This window comes from Aquimarina sp. EL_43 (assembly GCF_943422735.1).
GTDB lineage: Bacteria > Bacteroidota > Bacteroidia > Flavobacteriales > Flavobacteriaceae > Aquimarina > Aquimarina megaterium.
In genome coordinates, this window is the sequence record NZ_CALSBR010000001.1 from 2,080,249 (window position 1) to 2,102,905 (window position 22,657).

The 22,657-nt window shown below is 34.3% G+C and carries 16 protein-coding genes; 15 read left to right on the forward strand and 1 reads right to left on the reverse strand.

Annotation, left to right across the window (positions count from 1 at the left end; translation table 11 throughout):
* Window positions 1-654 carry an HD domain-containing protein gene (locus tag NNL09_RS09375; RefSeq protein ID WP_196911550.1) on the forward strand — a complete coding sequence of 218 codons (654 nt, stop codon included), beginning with the start codon at window positions 1-3 and terminating at the stop codon, window positions 652-654.
* Here the strand turns inward: NNL09_RS09375 and NNL09_RS09380 are convergent, their stop codons facing one another.
* Window positions 655-1,728: a PA0069 family radical SAM protein gene (locus tag NNL09_RS09380; protein WP_025665845.1), complete on the reverse strand. Its 1,074-nt coding sequence runs from the start codon at window positions 1,726-1,728 to the stop codon at window positions 655-657.
* A 435-nt stretch (window positions 1,729-2,163) separates the two neighbouring features.
* On the opposite strand from NNL09_RS09380, the gene NNL09_RS09385 reads away from it, so the two are divergent.
* The 14 genes from NNL09_RS09385 (at window position 2,164) to NNL09_RS09450 (ending at window position 22,654) form a co-directional block, all read left to right on the forward strand.
* Window positions 2,164-2,757, forward strand: a complete 594-nt coding sequence (locus NNL09_RS09385) for a DUF4255 domain-containing protein (protein ID WP_196911551.1) — start codon at window positions 2,164-2,166, stop codon at window positions 2,755-2,757.
* 107 nt (window positions 2,758-2,864) lie between these two features.
* Complete coding sequence (locus NNL09_RS09390) at window positions 2,865-4,103, forward strand: hypothetical protein (protein WP_196911552.1); 1,239 nt, start codon at window positions 2,865-2,867, stop codon at window positions 4,101-4,103.
* A 20-nt stretch (window positions 4,104-4,123) separates the two neighbouring features.
* Window positions 4,124-6,190: a phage tail sheath C-terminal domain-containing protein gene (locus NNL09_RS09395; RefSeq protein WP_231389251.1), complete on the forward strand. Its 2,067-nt coding sequence runs from the start codon at window positions 4,124-4,126 to the stop codon at window positions 6,188-6,190.
* Between the two features lie 54 nt (window positions 6,191-6,244).
* Window positions 6,245-6,676, forward strand: a complete 432-nt coding sequence (locus NNL09_RS09400; protein WP_025665841.1) for a phage tail protein — start codon at window positions 6,245-6,247, stop codon at window positions 6,674-6,676.
* Window positions 6,677-6,698: 22 nt separating this feature from the next.
* Complete coding sequence (locus NNL09_RS09405) at window positions 6,699-7,166, forward strand: phage tail protein (RefSeq protein WP_025665840.1); 468 nt, start codon at window positions 6,699-6,701, stop codon at window positions 7,164-7,166.
* A gap of 1 nt (window position 7,167) precedes the next feature.
* Window positions 7,168-7,353, forward strand: coding sequence for a DUF5908 family protein (locus tag NNL09_RS09410; RefSeq protein WP_025665839.1), 186 nt, complete (start codon window positions 7,168-7,170; stop codon window positions 7,351-7,353).
* Complete coding sequence (locus tag NNL09_RS09415) at window positions 7,353-8,045, forward strand: hypothetical protein (protein ID WP_025665838.1); 693 nt, start codon at window positions 7,353-7,355, stop codon at window positions 8,043-8,045. Before NNL09_RS09410 ends, NNL09_RS09415 begins: the two co-directional genes overlap by 1 nt.
* Complete coding sequence (gene vgrG, locus NNL09_RS09420) at window positions 8,042-9,787, forward strand: type VI secretion system tip protein VgrG (protein WP_196911553.1); 1,746 nt, start codon at window positions 8,042-8,044, stop codon at window positions 9,785-9,787. The genes NNL09_RS09415 and vgrG overlap by 4 nt, the downstream gene beginning before the upstream one ends.
* 5 nt (window positions 9,788-9,792) lie before the next feature.
* Window positions 9,793-10,080, forward strand: a complete 288-nt coding sequence (locus tag NNL09_RS09425) for a PAAR domain-containing protein (protein WP_025665836.1) — start codon at window positions 9,793-9,795, stop codon at window positions 10,078-10,080.
* A gap of 10 nt (window positions 10,081-10,090) precedes the next feature.
* Window positions 10,091-10,534: a GPW/gp25 family protein gene (locus NNL09_RS09430; RefSeq protein WP_025665835.1), complete on the forward strand. Its 444-nt coding sequence runs from the start codon at window positions 10,091-10,093 to the stop codon at window positions 10,532-10,534.
* 1 nt (window position 10,535) lies between these two features.
* A complete protein-coding gene (locus NNL09_RS09435) occupies window positions 10,536-14,306 on the forward strand; it encodes a baseplate J/gp47 family protein (protein ID WP_196911554.1) in 3,771 nt (1,256 codons plus the stop codon).
* Window positions 14,299-17,283, forward strand: a complete 2,985-nt coding sequence (locus NNL09_RS09440) for a hypothetical protein (RefSeq protein WP_196911555.1) — start codon at window positions 14,299-14,301, stop codon at window positions 17,281-17,283. Before NNL09_RS09435 ends, NNL09_RS09440 begins: the two co-directional genes overlap by 8 nt.
* Before the next feature lie 11 nt (window positions 17,284-17,294).
* Window positions 17,295-21,221, forward strand: a complete 3,927-nt coding sequence (locus NNL09_RS09445) for a carboxypeptidase-like regulatory domain-containing protein (RefSeq protein ID WP_231389250.1) — start codon at window positions 17,295-17,297, stop codon at window positions 21,219-21,221.
* Window positions 21,221-22,654 carry a contractile injection system tape measure protein gene (locus NNL09_RS09450; RefSeq protein ID WP_196911556.1) on the forward strand — a complete coding sequence of 478 codons (1,434 nt, stop codon included), beginning with the start codon at window positions 21,221-21,223 and terminating at the stop codon, window positions 22,652-22,654. Before NNL09_RS09445 ends, NNL09_RS09450 begins: the two co-directional genes overlap by 1 nt.
* Window positions 22,655-22,657 lie beyond the last annotated feature (3 nt).

Genomic DNA, 22,657 nt, shown 5'->3' on the forward strand with positions numbered 1-22,657 from the left:
ATGATTGAAGATCAGATTATATCTAAAACTATTGATTTTGTAAAGGATACGCTTAATGGAGCAGAGGGAGGACATGACTGGTTTCATATCCAAAGGGTTTTTAAGAACGCTCAATTAATTTCTAAAGAAGAAGAGGTTGATTTTTTTGTAGTCTCTCTGGGTGCATTACTTCATGATATTGCAGATTCAAAATTTTATGATGGTGATGAAACTATAGGTCCAAAAATAGCTGCAGACTTTTTAGAAAACCTGCAGGTAGAACCAACAGTTATCAATCATGTCGTTAAGATCATCAAAAATATTTCTTTCAAAGGAGGAAATATGGATCAAAAATTTAGATCTCCCGAACTAGATGTTATACAAGATGCAGACCGTTTAGACGCCATTGGAGCTATAGGAATAGCAAGATGTTTTAACTATGGAGGGTTTAAAAACAGAACTCTGTATGATCCAGAAATTGCTCCAAACCTAAAGATGAGTAAAGAAGAATATAAATCTTCAACATCGCCTACTATTAATCATTTCTACGAAAAATTATTACTGCTTAAAGATAGAATGAACACTAAAACCGGAAGAAAATTGGCAGTAGAACGACATCAATTTATGGAACAGTTTCTAGAACAGTTCTATCAAGAATGGGAAGGGAAATCTTGATTAGAAAAGTCGTAACTGCTCATCTTTATAAAATTGATGTAGATCGCAATTTAAATGTATCCTTTGCTCTTGAGAGAAGTATTTTTGTCTCGCTATAGTAAATAACTGGTGGATTTGATCTGCCATATTACCCGAGCCTCTCATTCTTCTTCCAAAAGCACTATCATTTAGATTGCCTTCATGACACTGCATGATTTGATGTAGGATTTTATCTTTACGATCTGGTAAGGTGTTTTCTAACCATTTAATGAATATTTTTCCGATTGCTCCATTTAATCTTACGATTGTATACCCAATACTTTTTGCACCATGCTTTGAAATTTCTTTGGCTAATGGCAATATTTCGTGACTATTAACTGAAGGAATTATTGGTGCCATCATCACATTCGTAGGAATCCCAGATGCATTTAGTTTTTCTAGAGTTTCTAATCGTTTTTTTATACTTGTGGTTCTTGGTTCAAGGATTCTTCGTGTATCTTCTTTTAATGTAGTGATAGAGAGGTATACCGCTACCAGACTATGTTTAGATAATTCAGAGAGAAGATCCAAATCTCTAAGGATTAAAGCATTCTTAGTGATGATACCAACAGGGTGCCTGTATTTTAGAAAAATTTCAAGAAGTTTACGGGTGATTTCAAGTTTTTTTTCAATAGGTTGATAGCAATCTGTATTTCCAGAAAGTGAAATAGGATATGCTTTCCATTTTTTATTTCGCAACTTCTTCTCTAATAATTCAGGAGCATTCTTTTTAACCAAAATTTTACTTTCAAAATCTAATCCAGCACCATAACCCCAATATTCATGAGAATTTCTAGCATAACAATATACACAACCATGCTCACAACCTTGATATGGATTGAGAGAATATAGCATGCCAACATCAGGGCTGGTAACTTTGTTCACAATCGTTTTTGGAAACGTTTCTATATAAGTAGTTTGATATTTATTGATCGATTCTCCCTGGTCAAGACAATAATTAAGAAAATCATCTCTTGTTTCATGATGCAGTTCAAAAAATCTATTATGAACTTTTTCTTGAGCCCCTCTACCTTTTATGTGCTTTTTTATCTTCATTACAATGGATGATTTGAGGTATAAAGGTAAAATTTATTTATGGAATAATTCCTTTTTTATATGGAATTATTCCATATAAAAAATAAACTAATAAAGCTAAATATTTGGATAATGATTATCATTCGAATGATATATTCAGGTATTTGCTCCTGTTGTTTAGGGGGATTTACCCCTTGATGCTGACCCTCTTAAATAGTAATTTCAATCTGTGATAAATAATAGTGTTTTATGAAACCTAAAAAAGGAATTGTAGAATACGTAATGACCTCAAGAAATAGTAAATAACTATAAGCTTTTAAAACCATAATCACCTATTAAAAAATAACAGTACAGAGTAAAGAATATCAATAATTTGTAGAGATTGAACTTCACTTTATTGAATGTTTTTTTAAAAAATATTACCCCATTTAATTTTCACATTTTATCTTATTTATTATGATCGGTAAAGCTATGTCTTTTATTGAAGACAGGACTAATCAATATTTCCAAGGAATTCTTGGTCCATCCACAGAAAAATATGCTGCACTTGGTAATATCGCCAAGATTGTAGAAGGAGGGGACACTACTGATGAAGAAGGAGGTTCTGGTATTGTCATTACACTGGTTAATATAGAAGAGGATAGGATATCAAAAAACCCTGATGGTATATATAGACAGGGTGATAAAGTAATTAGAAGTAATCCCGAGATATTAGTTAATCTATATGTGTTGTTTTCGGCTAATTTAACCTATACAACGGCTTTAAGCAGGATTTCGAGTGTTATACAATGTTTTCAAAGTAACAATTTTTTTACCGTACCCAAATTTCCCTCTCTTGATGAAGATATCATGAAATTACATATAGAATTGTATACCATGAATTTCGAACAAATCAACCACCTGTGGAGCACTCTTGGTGGAAAGTATTTACCCTCTGTGCTGTATAAAATGAAATTGATTCCGATTTCAGATAAAGATAACAAAATAGAAGGTAGTCTAATTACCGAAATACAAACGAAAAAAAGTGCAATTGCAGGAGCACTAAAGTAACCTGAATACATATAGAATTTGCCCCAAAATTCGATTATCATTTTAAAGTATACGGCCAGTAATACTAGCCAGAATTTAAGGAATAACGTCCAAAATTAGGTAAAGAAATGAAGTATACTCCTTTATTTACTATAGAAATAGAACATGATTATTTTTCTGTGACCAAACCTCAGTTGCTACGTATTGTACCAACTGTATCAACACAAAAAATACTTCAGGGAGCTGGCTTGATTTCAAAATTTATTCAGAACAAATTATATGTTCTGGTAAAACATAATGATAGTAGCGAACCTTATCTTAAAATTTCGAATGATTTTACTCTTCAGTTTTTCCTTGAGGTTATTGGATATGATTTTACAAAAATCACAAATTATGAGTTAAAAGACCCCTACAATACAAAACTATACTTCAGCAACGCAAATTCTATTATTGATGGAAATGATAAATCTGTTGAAGATGTATTATATCTAAATGAAAAATTACCAGTATTTGATGCAACACAAGAATATCTATATAATGATATTGTACGTAATGGTGCTAATACAGCATATGAATGCCTTACTAAGATAAACGCTAATACAGGTGATCTTAACAATGCTGATCAATTCAGAGAACTCGAAAAAGTAAGTTATGTAACCTCTGCAACAAGATTACTATTTACAGGACCAGAAAAAGTAATAGTTTTAAATACTCCATCTGCAAATGTTGAAATCAAATACTATCAATATAATCCGGTATCTAAGCAATTTGATATCGAGATAAAGAGCACCAATATTGGACCTGTCGAAAATCCTACTAACGCTAATATAGAAACCGTTTTATTGAATTTCTATACCCAAGAAAACATCCCGTTTTCAGAAGGGATTTATAAAGTAACAATTAATACACAAGAGGAATACTTGTATCTCAGATTAGAAAATGACTGGAAACCATATTTGGGGCTAATTAACATTCATAATGATACTTTGGCAAGCACAGAAAAATACCGATTCCTAAAAGAAGACGGAACATTCTATATGATCGCTCCGGCTAATACAGAAATAGAAACACGTAACTATAAGATTCGATTTGCACCAGCACAGTATTTATTAAAGTATGTATGTAAAAGTGACAAGGTAACTAACATAACAGATGATGATGGTACTATCGAATTTGATAACCTGGGAGCAAATATATTTCGAAGCAAATTACCTGTGAGAATGAATGAAAAGGCAATTGATACGATCTCTGTTACTTACGATAACTCTGAGATACTGAAGAAAATGGAAATCCCAGGGCATGAGGATTTATCTATCCTGGACGGTGAAAATAAATATATAGTAAGCGAAACATTTTTGAATTTATAAAATAATTAAAATCACACATTATGGCTACAGTTTTTAAAACACCAGGTGTCTATGTTGAGGAAATACCGAAACTACCACCTTCAGTTGCCCAAGTAGAAACGGCAATTCCTGCCTTTGTGGGTTATACTCAGAAAGCAGAAAAACAAGGAGGCTCTCTCCTAATGAAACCAACCCGTATTTCTTCACTATTAGAATATAAAGCATTATTTGGTGGTGATAACCCAATAGATAACATAGAGGTTGTGGTTGATGAAACCAATAATTTTGCTGTTAGCAGTATAAGTATCGGAAATGATGTTCGATATTTAATGTATGATAGCTTACGATTGTTCTTTGATAATGGTGGTGGAGAGTGCTACATAGTATCTGTTGGTAAATATGGCACAGCACCAGAGTATGGTGATGAAAACACTGTTCCTGCTACTGGATTAAGAGGAGGGGTAAAGGCCTTAGAGAAGTATGACGAACCCACCATTATTTTGTTTCCAGATGCCACTAATGTACTTAAAGATGGTAATGATGATGCAAGCTTCTATAGTTTGCAACAAATGGCTTTGGAGCAATGTGCAAAATTACAGGATAGAGTTGGTTTATTTGATTTAAAAGAAAATATTACAGGAGATCTTGATAACGCGATAGATAATTTTCGAAATAATATAGGAATCAATAACCTAAAGTATGGTACGGCCTATACACCTTGGGTTGTTGCTACCTATCCCAGAGAAATTGACTTAAGTACTTTTAAAGATAATATTGATGATTCAAACGGTGATGTCTCTTTAAAGGCACTTTCTTCAGATGGTGAACACTTATCTTTAATTGATAGCTATGACCTTGCAAATAAAGAAGGGGATTCGGTTATAGATATTGTTGTTACCATAAAAAGAGCTAATGAAAGTAGTGGAGCATTCGATGATAATGTTCCATTGATTGATATACCACCGTCATTAAAAGAAAAGTTTCTGGTTTATAAAAAAGCTGTAGATGCCGAAACCACTTCTGGACCCGCTAAAACGGCTTTAAAAGCATTATTTACCTTTTGTAGAAATACAATCATGGAGTTTCAAAAAGCCGCCGCCGCTTTAGATGCTGGTTCAAGTCAAATACTCAATGATGTAAATACCTATGCAAAATCTGTTAATATGTGGCGAGGTGGTGCAGGTGGAATTATTGCGATCGATAAGAATGCAGAAGTTTTGGCCCTAAATGATTTAGCGAATGAAGCTGCTGCAGAAGCATTATATACCACAGTGCCTGATCCAGCATGGCTCGGGGAAGCTATTGGAGATGTAGACCCTGTTACAGCAGGAACCTATGATGCTGCTACTAATGCAGATAGGGCCAAACAGGTGGCAAATTCTGTATTAGGTGAGTTTGAAAAACTAATTGCCTATGCAGATGCAATCACTAGTGCAGCAAATGGGTATAAAAAAGCAGCCCAAGATGCCTTGTATGAAAAACACCCGGTTATAAGTAATATTGTTAATCATATTAAGAAAAATATCAATACGTTACCACCAAGTGGAGCTATTGCGGGGATTTATGCCAAAGTAGATAATGCAAGAGGGGTATGGAAAGCCCCTGCTAATGTGAGTGTAAATTCTATTAGCGCGCCATCGGTGATGATTAGTCATGAGGAACAAGCCAATATTAATGTAGATGCCGTAGCCGGAAAATCGATTAATGCAATCAGAAGCTTTACTGGTAAAGGTAGTTTAGTATGGGGAGCAAGAACCTTAGCAGGCAATGATAACGAATGGCGATATATTAGTGTAAGGCGCTTCTTTAATATGGTCGAAGAAAGCTGCAAAAAATCTACAGAACCCTTCGTATTTGAACCTAATGATTCTAACACCTGGGTCAAAGTACAAACTATGATAGAGAATTTCTTAACTAACCTATGGCGACAAGGCGCTTTACAAGGAGCTAAGCCAGAACATGCATTTTATGTGGCAGTTGGTTTGGGTAAAACCATGTCTGCTCAGGATATTCTCGAAGGAAGAATGATCGTAGAGATAGGAATGGCAGTAGTACGACCTGCAGAGTTTATTATACTTCAATTCTCTCATAAACTAGCTGAGTCTTAAACCCAGTTAGCATCATAAAATATAAACGAATTCATAATTAAAAAAACAATAATCATGGCAGCATATCCATTACCAAAATTTCATTTCAGCGTCGACTGGGGTGGAAGTAAATTTGGCTTCAGCGAAGTCACAGGTTTAGATGTTCAGATTGAACCCATAGAATATAGAGATGGCAGCAGTCCAGAGTTTCATAAGATCAAAATGCCTGGGATGCAAAAGTTTAGTAACATTACTTTTAAACGAGGCACTTTTAATGAGAATTTTGACTTCTCAGACTGGATCGATACCATAAGTCTTAATCAGGTAGAACGAAGAGACATTACCATTAAGCTATTAGATGAAGGACATGAACCCGTTATGACTTGGAATGTAAAAAATGCATTTCCGATAAAGTGGCAACCAAGTGATCTTAAATCAGATGGTAATGAAGTTGCTATAGAAACCCTTGAAGTAGCGCACGAAGGGATGAAGATTCAAAAACCATAATCTAATCGTTTAATTGTAAATCGTGGCTAAAGAAAGTGTTCATACCGCTGGGGGATACTATCCTCCTGTTGGTTTTCATTTCAGGGTAGAGTTTATCAATATCGGCAATGATAACGACGTTCGTTTTCAAAGTGTCGGTGGGCTCAATATGGAGTTAGAGGTCGAAAACATTAAAGAAGGAGGCCAAAATCTGTTTGAACATAAACTCCCGGGGAGAAGTAAGTTTTCAGACCTCACCTTGAAAAGAGGCTTATTACTCGATTCTGATATTATCAAATGGATCAAAAACGCACTTTATAATAAGGAATTTGAACCTGTAGATATGAATATAAGCCTCTTGAACAGCGATCATACTGCATTACTAACATGGAAAATTTTTAGGGCATGGCCGCGAAAATGGAGTATTAGTGATTTAAATGCTACAGAAAACTCAATCATGGTAGAAACACTTGAGATCGTGTACAATTATTTTGAAATTGAAAAAGGATGATATGTCACTAGAAATAGGAAATCTAACCGTAAAAATATCGGTAAATCAAGGAAAGTCTGAAGGTGGAGATGGTAGTAGTACTCCTTTGACCGATACAGATGTGGGTAAAAAACCGCAGCCCGAAAAAATGGCCAAAGATATTGTAGAGCAGATTATAAAAATTATTGAAGATAAAAACGAAAGATAATGGCTAAAGGTCAATTAGAAAAATTAAAGATCATTGCATTCAAAAATGCAGATTACTCTGATCTGCCCAATGAGCAACAAACTTATACCGCCATGCTAAATCCAGAGACGTACACTTTAGATTATAAGGTAGAGTATCAGGATGGGCAAGGACAGGGAGCTAGTAGTGCGCAGCAAAAATTTACCGTTACAAAACCAAAGGAAGCTAACTACGAATTGTTATTTGATAGTTCTGGAGTTATTGATGGCAACCCAAGAGAGTCAATAGAGGATGACATCAATGAGTTTAGAGATTTGCTATTAAAGTATGAAGGAGAAATTCATGAACCTAAGCATTTTCAGATCATATGGGGGAGCCTAACATTTAAAGGTAGATGTACCGGGCTAAATATCAATTTCAAGCTTTTTAACTCAAATGGTAAACCTACACGAGCAATTTGCAAAGTTTCATTTATTGGTAGTGTCGATGATAAGTTAAGAACTGCAGAAGAAAAAAAGAAATCTCCCGATATGACGCATTATCGAACGCTCAAGGCTGGAGATACTTTACCCATGATGTGCTATAAAATATATGGGAATTCGGGTTATTATTTACAGGTAGCACAAGTAAACAAGCTTTCGAGTTTTAGAAACCTTTCTCCTGGGACAGAAATCTTTTTTCCACCACTTAAGAAAAATACACCTGTAGCATGAGCGAAGTTAATGCCATACCAAGTACAAAGCCTAAATCGGTATCAACATATACGATACTACTCGATGGCAACAAAATATCTGAGCAATTTAGAGTAATGAGTATTGTAGTACAGAAAGAAATAAACAGTATTTCTAAAGCAACAATTTTATTACAAGACGGATCGGCTGCAGAGCAAGGGTTTACATCTAGTAATAGTGAAGAATTGGTTCCTGGAAAACAAATCGAAATCCAAGCTGGATATCAAAATGATGAAGAAACTGTTTTTAAAGGAATCACCATAAAACATAGTATAAAAGTTAGAAAAAGTGTTTCGGTTTTGGTTATCGAATGCAGACACGAAGCTATTAAGATGACTACCAAATTAAAGAATAACTATTTTCATGAGTTAAATGATTCTGACATTGCAGATCAACTTTGCAGGAATCATGGTCTTAGTTTAGATAGTGATTCTTCAGAAATTACCCATAAAGAGATTGTACAGTTTAATTGTACCGATTGGGATTTTATGGCTTGTCGAGCTGAAGAAAATGGATTTTGGATTACTACAGAAGAAGGAACCAAAGTAACGTTTAAAGCCCCGGATTTTAATCAGGAACCAATCCTAACATTGGCTTATGGAGGTACCATTAAGGAACTGGATGCCGAAATTGATGCACGATATCAATATGAAGCACTAAAATCTATTAGTTGGAATCCGGCAGATCAAGAAACCATCAATAGTGAAGCACAAGACCCATCGGTTCCCGCAGCGGGAAATATATCAGCTACAGATTTGGCTGGAGTTGTTGATAACGACCAACTAGAAATAAGACATATGGCTTTATCTGAGGCAGAGCTCCAGAATTGGGCAAATAGCATATTAAAAAAACAACGGCTCTCCAAAATAAGAGGTAAGCTTAAAATAGATGGTATTCATACCCCTAAACCAGGAGGAATGTGTGATTTACAGGATATTGGCGAACGTTTTGAAGGGAAAGTAATGATTTCTGGCGTGAGACATCATATTGAAAAAGGAAATTGGGAAACTTTTATTCAGTTTGGAGAATCTCCACAACGATTTGCAGAGAAATTTGAGATAGAACAACCTCTCGCTTCGGCTCTTTTACCGGCAGCACAAGGACTACAAATAGGGGTGGTTACAAATTTAGAAGACCCAGATGGAGAAGAAAGAATTCAAGTAAGGTTACCCATGGTACATGATAGCGATGATGGAGCATGGATGAGATTATGTGCACTAGATGCTGGAGAAAATAGAGGATGGGTTTTTCGACCCGAAATAGGAGATGAGGTAATAGCAGGGTTTCTAAATTCTGACCCCAGATATGGTGTTATCCTCGGAAAAGTACATAGTAGTAAACATACTGCACCTTATGAAGCAGCAAATGATAATCATGAAAAAGGATATTTGTCCAGAGAAGGACTAAAACTTTTGTTCGATGATGATAAAAAAGTAATTACAATTGAAACATCAGGGGGGCATAAAGCCATCCTTGATGATGATGACACCAGCATTACATTAGAGGATAGTAATGGAAATAAAATTGTAATGAACAATGAAGGAATCGAAATAAAAAGTATAAAAGATATAAAACTAGAAGCATCTGTAGATATTAAGATGGACGGAGGAGCAAATGTCGAGATCGGTGGTGGGGCAAATGCAAAATTAGAAGGAGGAGCAGGAGCAGAACTTTCATCGGGAGGTTCTACTGCGGTAAAAGGAAGTACAGTAATGATAAATTAAAAAATATGGGAGCACCAGCAGCAAGAGTAACAGATTTTCATGTTTGCCCTATGGTAACAGGAGTAGTGCCACATGTTGGCGGTCCGATTTCTATGGGTAGCGGTACCGTAATGATAGCAGGAATGCCTGCCGCACGCGTAGGGGATATGTGTACTTGTGTAGGTCCTCCAGATACAATAATGGCAGGGTCTGGAACAGTAATGATAGAAGGTAAACCAGCAGCCAGAATGGGTGACTCGACAGCCCATGGAGGTACAATTATATTAGGAGCACCAACAGTTTTGATCGGATAAGAATAAAATTATGAATAAAGCAAAAGACTTTATAGGAGTGGGTTGGAGTTTTCCTCCAACATTTAATCGAGAAAAAGGCCAATTAGAAACCACAGAACTATTTGATGATATCCAGAAAAGCTTAGAGATATTATTAACAACAAGACCTGGAGAAAGAGTAATGCAACCAAAATATGGTTGTCATATGGAAACCTTATTATTCGAATCGTTAGATACGGGGACTAAAACCATGATAAAAGAACGAATAAGAATTGCCATACTATATTTTGAACCGAGAATTGAAGCAAAAAAAATTACACTCGATGATTCCAGACAAAACGAAGGAGTATTATTGATTTCAATAGAATATATCGTTAGCTCTACAAATAGTAGATTCAATTTTGTATTCCCATTCTATAGTGAAGAAGCAACCGAAATGAATATTTTAACTACAAACCATCCATTAGCTGTATAAAATGAGTGATTGTCCTGAAAATAGAAATCCACTAATTCGAAATGGCACTAGCCAAGGACAACGAGTATTGTCAAAACTCAGTCCATCATCTGTAGAAATAATTGATAAATCTACGGAAGATTGGATGGTATGGGCAGGTAAATTTTCGGATAATATTAGATATACGGCATTAAATAATGCTGCTGTTGGAACAATGAAACCTTTTTTTACTTCCAATATAAGTGCGCAGTTGGCATTGGCCGCAAGCTACCCTCCCGAAATGTTGTCACAGTATATCAGAGAAATATTGTTGTATATAGAAACAGAAGATACTGGACTTAAAAAAGCATACACTTATCTTTTTGATATCATTTTCTCGTATTTTGTTATAGTAGATAAGTTGTTTCAATTAACCCAAGAAGATAAAGAATATAATAGCATTCTTCTTAATCATATTCAGGCAAAATTATTACCTCTGGAGCACAGAGCTTTTGCGTATTATAAAGCATCTTTAACAGGAACTCCTGCTCAAAAATTAATAGTAAATAGTACTTCAATTGATTTGAATATCTTTCATGAGCCAATTACAGGGCATGAAGAAGCTATTAATTCTGGATTGTCCGGTCTTGCAGGAAAAAGATATTTGGATTCATCAGATTTTAGTACCTATTATAGTGCTATTTCTTCAGATCCTTCAATCTTTGGAGGTTTGTCCGGTTTTGCTAAAAAAATAAAGTATGTAAGCCAACATAACTTCTTTACCAGTATTTTGGATGAGATTAGCGCTTCGGCAACATTTATCAGTAAACTTTCTCAGAAGTACCTTAATACATATTTAAGTGACTGGCCAAACCATCAGCCAAATTATGCACTTTATCTCGCTTGGTTAGAACTTCTGGATGCCACTAAGGGGCATTTGAATGAACTTACAGGACGACATCTTGATTTTTATTACAAAAATGTTTTGCAACTTAAACCTCTGTCGCAATCTCCGGATAAGGCATTTTTAACGTTAGAGTTAAATAAAATAACCTCTTCTTATGCGATAAAAGATGATACACTATTTATAGGCCCCAAGGACGATACAGGTAATACTATTACTTACAGCAGTAACAAAGAGACAGTTCTTAATAAAGCAAAAATAAAGCATTTGTCTGCTCTGTATTTTGGCGAAGCAGAAGACAACATTGGAAGTCAGATAAATAACAAAAGATTATTCGCAGCCCCCATCATCAATAGTGCAGATGGATTAGGAGAAAAATTAGAAGAAGATGTTATCGCATGGCATCCATTCCATATTAAAAAATATGAGAACGCAGAACTAGCAGCTATTACTATGCCCAAAGCTGAAATTGGTTTTGCAATTGCTTCACACTTTTTAAGGTTAAAAGAAGGTTTGAGAACTATTACTATGGAAGTCTTTTTGGGAAAAAACGTTTCAACAACTAATTTTAACTACAAGGCATATATTACAACGGAAAAAGAATGGCTGGAAATTGATTTTCCAGACCTAAAAAAAGATACGCTTGATGGTAAAGTGGGATTCACTTTTACATGTACGATACCTGCAGACAAAGACCCAATTGTAGCATACAATAAAGATACGCATTTGGGAAGTCTTACTGCTACAGAACCGGTGTTAAAAATTGTATTAGAACACCAGGATGATCAACCGTTTATTTATGATGAATTAGCTAGCACTGCGGTTAGCAAAATTAAATTGACGGTTAATGTCGGTCAGATTGAAGGTTCATATAATGAAGACGGAATTAAAAATTTAGAATTGCACAATGACTCGAATCCATTGAATCCTTCTAAACCTTTTCATCCTTGGGGACCAGAACCCACAATTGGTAATTCCTTTATTATAGGTAGTGATGAGATATTTTATAAAAAAGGAGCTAAAATTAAATTTAACTTCGATTGGAAAGATTATCCTTTAAACGATGATGGTAGCATTAACTTATCAGCTATAGATCACGACCCTAAGAGTTCGATAAAATATATTTCTTTTCGCAGTACAAATAGAAAAAGTACGGGTGATGATGGTTATGTTCCAAAGGTTGAGATCCTAAAACTAAGTAAAAATAAATGGGTGTCCTTGTATGATGATAAACAGGTATTTAGGGTTAGCAATGATGCAGAATCCGAGATTGTTTCTAAAACTAGCTTGAACATTAACTTATCATCCAATACGCATAAAGATTTATTTCTAAATAAAGATCAATCTTGGAGATCTTATAGTGCTAATTCTAATAAAGGCTTTCTAAAAATCAAACTCAATAATGACTTTGGGCATAGAGATTATTATTTGGCATTACAAAGTTTTTTTAAGCTTAATGATGATAACGCTACTGCACCTGCGTATCCTTATAACCCAACTTTGCAATCGTTCTCGGTTAGTTATGAGGCAAGTTGTACATCACAATTATCCAACAAAGATAAATTTGATGACAGGCCGTTGGAATTTTTTCATATTGGCCCTTTTGGTGATAGCGAACAACATAAGATATTGCAAAATCGACCAATAAAATTAGTAAGCAAATTAATCAGAAGAACAGACGGGATATATAAGTCTCAAGGTAGTTTATTGATTGGTATAGAGAATATACAACCAGGAGATACTCAGGCAATTTTGTTTCAGGTACAAGAAGGTAGTGAAGATCCATTATTAGAAAAGCCAGAAGAACACCTTATTTGGGAATATTTAATGGCTAATAATGTTTGGGAAAAATTTGATGATGATAGTATTGGAGACAATACCAGTGGTTTGATCGAGTCGGGTCTTATAAATTTCATTATCCCTAAAAATGCAAGTCTTGAGCATACCGCTTTTGAAAATGGGCTAATATGGATCAGGTGTTCTGTTAAAGAAGCTCCTGATGCTGTCTGCAAAATAGTTGGGATTTATCCAAATGCAATAGAAGTACAAAGAATTATACCCGAGAAAACAGCATATGAATCTATGATTTCATCTCCTGGTGAAATCAAGAAATTATTTACTCCCGAGGCTAAGATTAAAAAAATTGAACAACCATTCACAAGTTTTGACGGAACTCCTATAGAGAATGATGAAGCTTTTTACTTAAGAGCTTCAGAACGATTACGTCATAAAAATCGGGCAATTACCATCTGGGATTATGAGCGTCTGGTACTACAGGCATTTCCCGAAATATATAAAGTAAAATGTCTTAATCACACAAAAATTGGAGGATCATTAAGCGAAGGTAATTTGGTCTATAATGAAGTAGCACCTGGGAATGTTTCAATAATTACAATTCCCAATTTAGCCAATAGAAATGATATTGATCCACTAAAACCATATACCAAAAAAAGCACATTAAAAAAGATTGAAGAATTTCTTAATGAACGAACCTCATGCCAGGTTAGCATTCATACAGCACAACCTGACTTTGAAGAAGTCAAAGTGAAATGCACAATAACGCTTAGAAATGAATTTCCGGATATTAATTACTACAAAGAAGTAATCCAAAAAGATATTACTAATTTCTTAAGTCCATGGGCGTTTGCTTCTGATACTGATTTAAATTTTGGAGGTCGTATTCATCAATCTGTGTTAATCGACTTTATTGAAGAATTACCATATGTAGATTTTCTAACGGATTTTGAGTTATTCCATATAAAATCATCTGGTGAAATCACTAAAGTAGATGAGGCCGTTGCTTCAACAGCAAGATCAATACTGGTTTCTGTTCCTGCAATTAAACATGATTTGCATGTAATTCTTAAAACTATTAATACAACCGAAGCAATAGATTGTAACGATGAATGAGCACATTACCATATTAAAAAATCCCGGTTTTAGGGAAAGTGAAGATTATATAGCTCTTCGAAAAAAAGGTATTGAACTAATTGAAAAATTAGGAAGCACGTATTGGACAGATTATAATATTCATGATCCGGGAATTACATTACTAGAACTTCTTTGCTTTGCTCAAACAGAAGTTGGTTTTAAACTTGGTTTTTCAATTGAAGATTTGTTGGCCTATCAAACAAACCAAGAAGTGAAATGGGATGATCAATGTTTCTATACTGCTCGTGAGATATTAACAATTAATCCTTTTACCAATAATGACTGGCGTAAAGTGCTAATTGATCAAACCGGAATAGCAAATGCATGGATGAGTTGTACTCCTTGCCCTTGTCATCCAGATTTTTATGCAGATTGTAAAGAAAGTGAGTTAACCTATGATGAAACAGAACATCCAATAGTGATAAAAGGCTTTTGGGATGCTTTATTAGAGTTGGAAGTAGATTCTCAATATGGAGATTTAAACGGAGGAAAAATCTTTCATCAATTTGGCTTTGATACGAACAAACATAGAGCAACTGCAGAAATTAGATTTAGCCCCTGGCACAAAGCGCAATCAGATCTGGGTCTAATGAATATAGTTCAGGCGAATGAAATAATTGCCATAGAGTTAACCAACTATCATTTAGATGTATCCGATGAGAAGTTCTACAGAGCTCTTAGAGATCCCTTAAGAATTGATGTAGACTACAAAGTCACCACATCTGATGGAGTAGAACATATTAATCTCTTAGAACTACCTGTAAAAATTTGGTTCAAAACAGATGATGGAAGAGCGGCAATTAAAAAAGCAGATATAAAAACGGTTTTTGAAGACGTCAATCAAACGGGACCTTTTAGTCAATATTTATTTCAGCTTAAGAAGGCCAATGAAGCTGTCAAAAAAGCAAAAAAAACTTTAAATATACATAGAAATTTGGCCGAAGATTACTGCAAAATATCAACAATCCCAATCGTAGACGTTGGGTTATGTGCAGACATAGAAATGTCGGCAGATGTAGATATTGAGGTAGTATTAGGAGAGGCTTATTATCTAATAACTGAATATCTAAATCCTGTAGTAAAATTTTATACGTTAAGTGAATTACTATCGGATGGAAAATATACAGAAGAGATATTTCACGGGCCTAAATTGGATCATGGTTTTATACTTGATGAAGAACTAGATCATTCGAATTTACGAACCACATTGTACACATCCGACATCATTAATATTTTGATGGATGTTAAAGGAATAGAGGCCGTAAAAAATATAACACTTACACGATATGATGAAGCCGGAAAATTGGTTGAATCTCAACCTTGGGAACTAAAAATAAAATCAGGACATCAGCCTCGATTATACATTCATGCTTCTAAGGTTTTAGTCTTTAAAGATGATTTGCCATTTCTTCCGTTTCAGGACGAATTGCACGATACGTTGCAAATGTGGAGAGGTATACGACAACAAAATAAAGTGATACAAACTGACAATGACTTAAAGGTGCCCGAAGGAGAATATTTAAATCAGAAAGGACATTACCCTCTTCAATATTCATTACCAGAAACCTACGGAGTGGGTATCCATGGTCTAAAAGAACCTTCAACCATACAAAGAAAAGCTCAAGCCAAACAATTAAAGGCATATCTGTTGTTATTTGAACATTTATTTTCAGTATATCTCAAACAATTAGAACGATTCAAGGATATATTATCTATTAATCCAACGATTTCGAAAAGTTATTTTGCCAGTTTGTTTAGTGAGAAAGAAATGAAAGGAGTCTCAGATTTATATGTAAATATTGATGATAGCGGTTTTCATGATTTATTAGAAAACAGAAGTCAATTTCTGGATAGACGAAATGGGTTTTTAGATCACTTACTGGCACGGTTTTCAGAATCATTTAGCGAATATGCTCTAATGCTTTATCAGGCATATGGATCAGAAGAAAAGGCCGAAGAAGAACTTGTTTTCGATAAAATTAATTTCTTAGAAAAATTCCCTGTTATTTCCTCTAATCGTGCGAAAGCAATTAATTATAAGGATGAAACAAAAGTTTGCGATATAGAAAATTCATCTGGATTAAGTGAGAGAATAAAAGTAGTATTAGGGTTAAACGGCGCAAATTCATTCATTAGATACCAGGTCAAAAAAAATACTGATGGTAAATGGAATGGAAACTGGTTCTTAGATGATTATGAAGGAGAGAATATACTGGTTGGCAGTGAGTTGATAGACATAGATCAAGAATATGATTTACGAAATCAATTAAAGAAAGCTGTTAATCTGGCAATAGAACAATTAACATTAAAAACGCATCTCAAGGTTATTGCAGAAGGTTCAGAATTTGCAATACAATTAGAAGATAATAATGGAGATTTGATAGCATCTGGACCTACTACCTTCCCGTTAGAACCTGATGCAAATACACAAAAAAATAGTATAGAGGCATTTATTGATCAAATAGTTCTTAGCGAAAAAGTATACGTTGTAGAACATATTCTATTACGTCCACGCAATCTTCCGTCCCTTACCATTCCAGAAGGCGATCCGTTTCTTCCCATTTGTATCCCAAAAGACTGCAAGGTATGTGGGGAAGAAGATCCTTATTCCTTCAGAATAACAGTGGTTTTAAATGGGGAACAAGGCGTATCTAATAGCGGAATTGCCTTTAGGAAGTTCGCAGAAAAAACAATTCGTATGGAAACTCCAGCACATTTGGGTGTCAAGATTTGCTGGGTCTCAGAAGAACAATTACAAGAATTTGAAGAAGCCTATTGCAATTGGTTATTAGAGTTAGCAAAGCCTGAATCAGATGAAATCATTTTGCACGATAGACTAAAAAAAGTACTAGAAATATTTAAAAATTTAAAAAGTGTTTACCCTCAAGCCACCCTACATGATTGTGAAGATGGGGATGATGAAAACAGGGTTAGGTTAAATAGCACTATCATTTAAAAATTATTATTATGGGGCAATCTATTCAACATGATCGGTATCCAAAATTTGTAGCAGATCAAGTGCTTACAGAGAAAAGCCTTAATCAGATGTTTGGCTATTTGGAGGAGCAACAACGACTTACCAGAACTACCTTAATTGGTATTGGAGTAATGTGTGGTATGCAAGTTAGTGTAAATGCAAGTCGGACGGCTTTAACAATATCGCAAGGCGTTGGAGTGACTTCAAAAGGATATTTGGTACCTTTTCCCGAAACCACGTATACATTTTATAATGATGAGTTTTCTGCCGAGCAGGAGTTCATGTATCCTCCTTTTATAAACGCTATAACTAAGAAACAAAAGTTCCCGCTGTATTTGTTACATAACAATGGAGCTGCAGAAATAAAAAAAACTATTAATGCTAGTTTTCTTGAGGACAAAGCGGTGGTTATTTTTGTTGAATTACTGAGGGTGGATAACAAAAATTGCGACCCTGATTCTTGTGATGATAAAGGTTGTACGGTAGAAGTAACACATAGACCACTATTGGTTGATCTTGAGAATCTAGACGAACTCATATTTAGTGGTGCAAATAAAAAACCATTTTTGCATGAGCCATCATGTGTAGAGTGGCCTTCGATAAAGATGCTCAGGTATAATGTACCTAGTACACTATTGCTTAGTTCTGAAGAAGTGTTGAAGAACTTTCTTAAAGTATTGGATAGTGGTTTTATCTTAGAAATTGAAAAAATACTAGAGGCTGCTTACAGTTCATTTGGATATTACATAAAAGATGAATTTCCTAGTAATCCATTTTCAGGACTTAAAAATAAGTTCAAATTTTTGTTTGATGGAAGCCTAACAGCTCAACAATTACTTCATGTACAGTATTATTATGATTTCTTCTCAGATTTAATTTATGCTTATGAAGAGCTGCGAAAAATGTGTAATGAATGTTTAATCCTTTGCAGTCCTAACCAGGATTTATTTCCTAGACATTTGATATTAGGAAATGCAATTTCTTCTGAAGACGAATTTAGGCATCACTGGATTCAATCTCCTGCTTTTTCTTGTAATTGCTGTTCAGAAGGAAAAATAAAATTCTTATTAAAAAAGATAGCGCTATTAATTAAGAAACTGGAAATTCCATTCTCATCATTTACTGAAGATCGAAGAACTGTAAAAGTTACACCTAGTAACTATGGAGATATCACTCTTTCGGATAAAGCAATACCTTATTACTATGATATTGTAAATGGACCAGATGAATTGTATAATCACTGGAATTTCAAAAAAACAAAACTCAAAAAAGGAGATACTAACTTATCGTATGATGCAAATAAATATGGAACAAATAAATATATCAAAGATCCTTTAAGCTATGATATCGAACCATACAATTTTTTTAGAGTTGAAGGGCATTTGGGCATGAATTGGAAAAGTGCCTTAGCTCAAGTCAATAAAGTGAAAAATGAAAAACGACTGCCCATTGATGTTGTGGCATTGAATGGGGATGTATTTGAACTTTTTAGAAGTCTATTGTCGAACAAAAATAGCTTAGCCGAAATTATTTCGGGCAATAAGGATATTGTTGAAGAATTGATATGCTATTTTGCTGATATAGAATCACAATATGATGCACATGCAGCCGAGTTGAGGTGTACAATACTTAAAGTAATGGTGTATTTCTACAATTTACCCGTTGTGGCTGGCACACCTATAACAGAGACCAATAATTTTCCGGAATCGGATATGGTCAGAAAAAAATTCCCAAATTATAAAACAAAAACAAATACATATGGAGAAGCATTTGATAAATTCTATGCCCCATTAAAAAATGCAGAGTACATTACTCCATTGGCATTTAGCACTACAATAGGATTTGCGGGTATTCCTGTAGCAGCAAATAATCAGATATTTTTACTCAACCCGGTCTATCTCATGTATTATTTGGAAAAAATTCATGAAACACTAGCAGATGGTTTGGTAGATCTCAAAATAAATGTACTTACTCAAAGATTAGAAGATGCCTCTAATGTTGCGGCTTACATGTTATTATTAGTTGATAATCTCTCGGGTAGTGATAATAATATAGAATTACCTTCTTTATGGGAAGAAAGCCTGGCAGCTGTGACATGGATTTGTAAAGCGGATGTGTTTAACGTACTTTATAGAAATTTCCTTTTCAACTATGCGCTTTTTATAACCAATCAAACATTTGCAATGTATGCTTTTAGAAATAGTGGGATACAGCATAAAGCAGGGGTGACTACCGGAGGTACTTTTATATTAGTATATAATGATAAACGAGAAATAAGAACATCAACAATTACGGGCACTATAACCGATGTTACAGGAGCTTCTTTACCAGGAGCAAATATAATTGTAAAAGGCACGACACAAGGCACAACCTCTGATTTTGATGGTAACTATTCAATTACTGTATCAGATCCGGATAAGGCAGTTTTGGTCGTTTCTTATGTTGGTTATCAAACAAAAGAAGAACAAGTTAAAGGTAGAAGTAATGTTAATATAACACTGGCAGGAAGTTCAACAGTTGTAACTATTGATGAATTTGCCGCAGCCGAAAATGTGTCAAGAGCTGCAATAGATACTGCATCAAGAGATTTCAGAGAATTTGTAAGCGCTAAAGAATATAAGAGAGCAGCAAATACGAGTAATCCTATTTCGGAGGTAAGAAATAGTAAATCTGTAAAAGGCCTTGAATTTAACAGAGTTTTTGAGGAGTTTGAAACCTTGCAAAAGAGTGATAGGCTAACAAGCGATGAGTTAAAATCGCTGGTGAATCAATTTCCTGATGGTACAGTAATTGCAGATTTTTTTGTTCCTAATATGTGTAAAGCATCCTGTATGCCCATGAATTTTATGGTTATTGGAGGTGAGACAGAACCTGATCCAATTGATATTCGATTAGAAATAGAAAAGAGAGAGTATTGTGATGATGATGATACACCCTATCCTATAATAGCAGAACCAGAAGGGGGTGAGTTAGAGATAGATGGTACTATGGTGAGTACTAATGAATTTATACCATACAATTTCAAAGCTGAAAATAGCGCTTTTAGAGAAGTTGAGATCACGTATTACCCAAATGAAGATAGTAAAAAAAGTATAACAGTGAAAGTTTATAAGAACCCAGAGGTTTCTATTGCTGCTAATCTTATTGATCGAGTGAAACACATCATCGAGTTTGAAAGTGCGACAGAATTTGTAGATAGTTATTTTTGGGATTTCGGAAATGGGCAAACTTCAACTGAAAAAAAACCTGGACCTATTACTTTTGAAAGCTTTCCGGCGACAGTAACATTAAAAGTGGTAAATGGTATTTGTGATGCATCCGAAACGGTAACGTATAATTTCCAAAATGAAGGTCAAACAGAAACCAGACTATGTACTCCAATAGATGAAATTGCAGCAGAATTTAAAATTCTTGATAAAAATAGTAACAGTAAATTTAAAAGTGAAGAGCAATACATAGCCTTGAAAACCATATTCATTGACAAGTTTTCAAGTATTCAGGCCTTACCTCAGAAAGAGCAATTCAAACTGTTAACAGGACAAATGCCGGTCTCTACAATTTTAGAAATCCTTAAATCTCTGAATTCGACTATAACTTCTGATTCAAAGCAAAGAAGGTCTGCACTTTTATTCTATGAAATTTTATTAAAACTAACCATGTTCTATGCTTGCTGTCAAAAAGCAGATGTAAACAAGGCAAAAGTAAAAACAGAAAAAGTACTAGGTATGATGATCCGGCAGATAAATTCCTGGAGAAACTCTATCAAATTTACAAATCCAGAAAAGAAAATCTTAGATAGTATGAAAAAAATAACCACTGGGGAACTTACTAAGACTTCTTCAGAGACACCAGATAAGACGACTTATATTCAATTACTAAAAAAATTAGATGATGTATTAACACAATTATTATCCTAGTGGCAAAGAATCATATACATAGAATACATAATGCATTCATTGAGTTTGATTTCAAAACTCTTACGAGTGATGAATTAAAAGGAAATGATTTTGTGGATTGGGCAAAAAAAAATGTCCTGGAAACTATTGATCGCCATGCCAATAATTTGACAGATATTCATACCATTATTCATATTCCTGAAATAAGTATAGAACTAAATCTTAATGTAGAAGATCACTTTTTTAAGGATGATGAAGATTTACTTTCTGTGATTAGTGACCAAATTCTTAGTGCTCTAAAAAAATCAATACACCAAAATCAATCTTCAAAAGTTTCTATAGAACAATATAGTGCCAATATTGTATTAGAATACATAATAAGTGGCCAGATAAACCAATATTATTCTAATGAGAAATGGAACGATCTGGTCGCTACTTTTTTTGAAGAGATTATTGCGAATAAAGAATTATACATGCGATGGCAAAATCGGATACAGAATAAGAGTGTATTTGTCAGGTTTTTTGAACTCGTACAAATTAGTGAGTTGAAAGAATTTATAAGGAAATGGTTAGGAGAAAAAAACGCATTAAAATGGCTTACTGCTGTAATACAATTACAGGTTGTTAATCCAGATTATTTATGGCCCATTAATCAGGTTGATTTTTATTTTAAGATCTTTAGATTGTTACCTAAAAGCGAAATGTCGTTATCGTTAACACTACAAAAGGTTATTAGACAACAAAATAAACAATCAAAAGCAGCTATAGTTAAGCTTAAAATCCCAAAACAAATTGAAAAAGAATTGTCTGCAATCTTTGATCATAGTGATATTAAAAGAGAATTAAATTCTCTTGCCATTGAAGAATATAGTGTTGGTAAAGATCCTTCAAATGAAAAAAGTACAGATAAAGAAAAAAACACAAGTGAAGAAGTTATTATAGATGTTAAAGGGGATAGCGCATATGTAGGTCAGGCAGGACTTGTTTTGTTAGCTCCGTTTCTTTCAATGTTTCTAAAAAACCTGGGGTATATCGACACAAAAGCAGGAGTGTTAAAACAACAAGAAATACCAATGTTGTTTCATTATATAACAACTGGAGAAACCACAGCGCCAGAATGGAAACTAACCTTACCAAAAATCTTATCTGGATTAAAACCCGGACAACATTGTGATACCGAAATAAAATCAAATAAAAAATTAGATTCTCACATAAACGAACTATTAGATTCTGTTATTGGGCATTGGGAAGCGTTAAAAAATACAACTCCGGATGGTCTAAGAGAAACCTTTTTAATTCGGGAAGGAGAATTAAAATTCAAAAATGGATTTTACTATTTATATATAAAAGAGCAAACAGTAGATATTTTACTATCCTATGTTTCATGGAACTATACGACCATAAAGCTAGATTGGATGCAGAATATTCTATTTGTAGAATGGAATAAAAATTAGGAT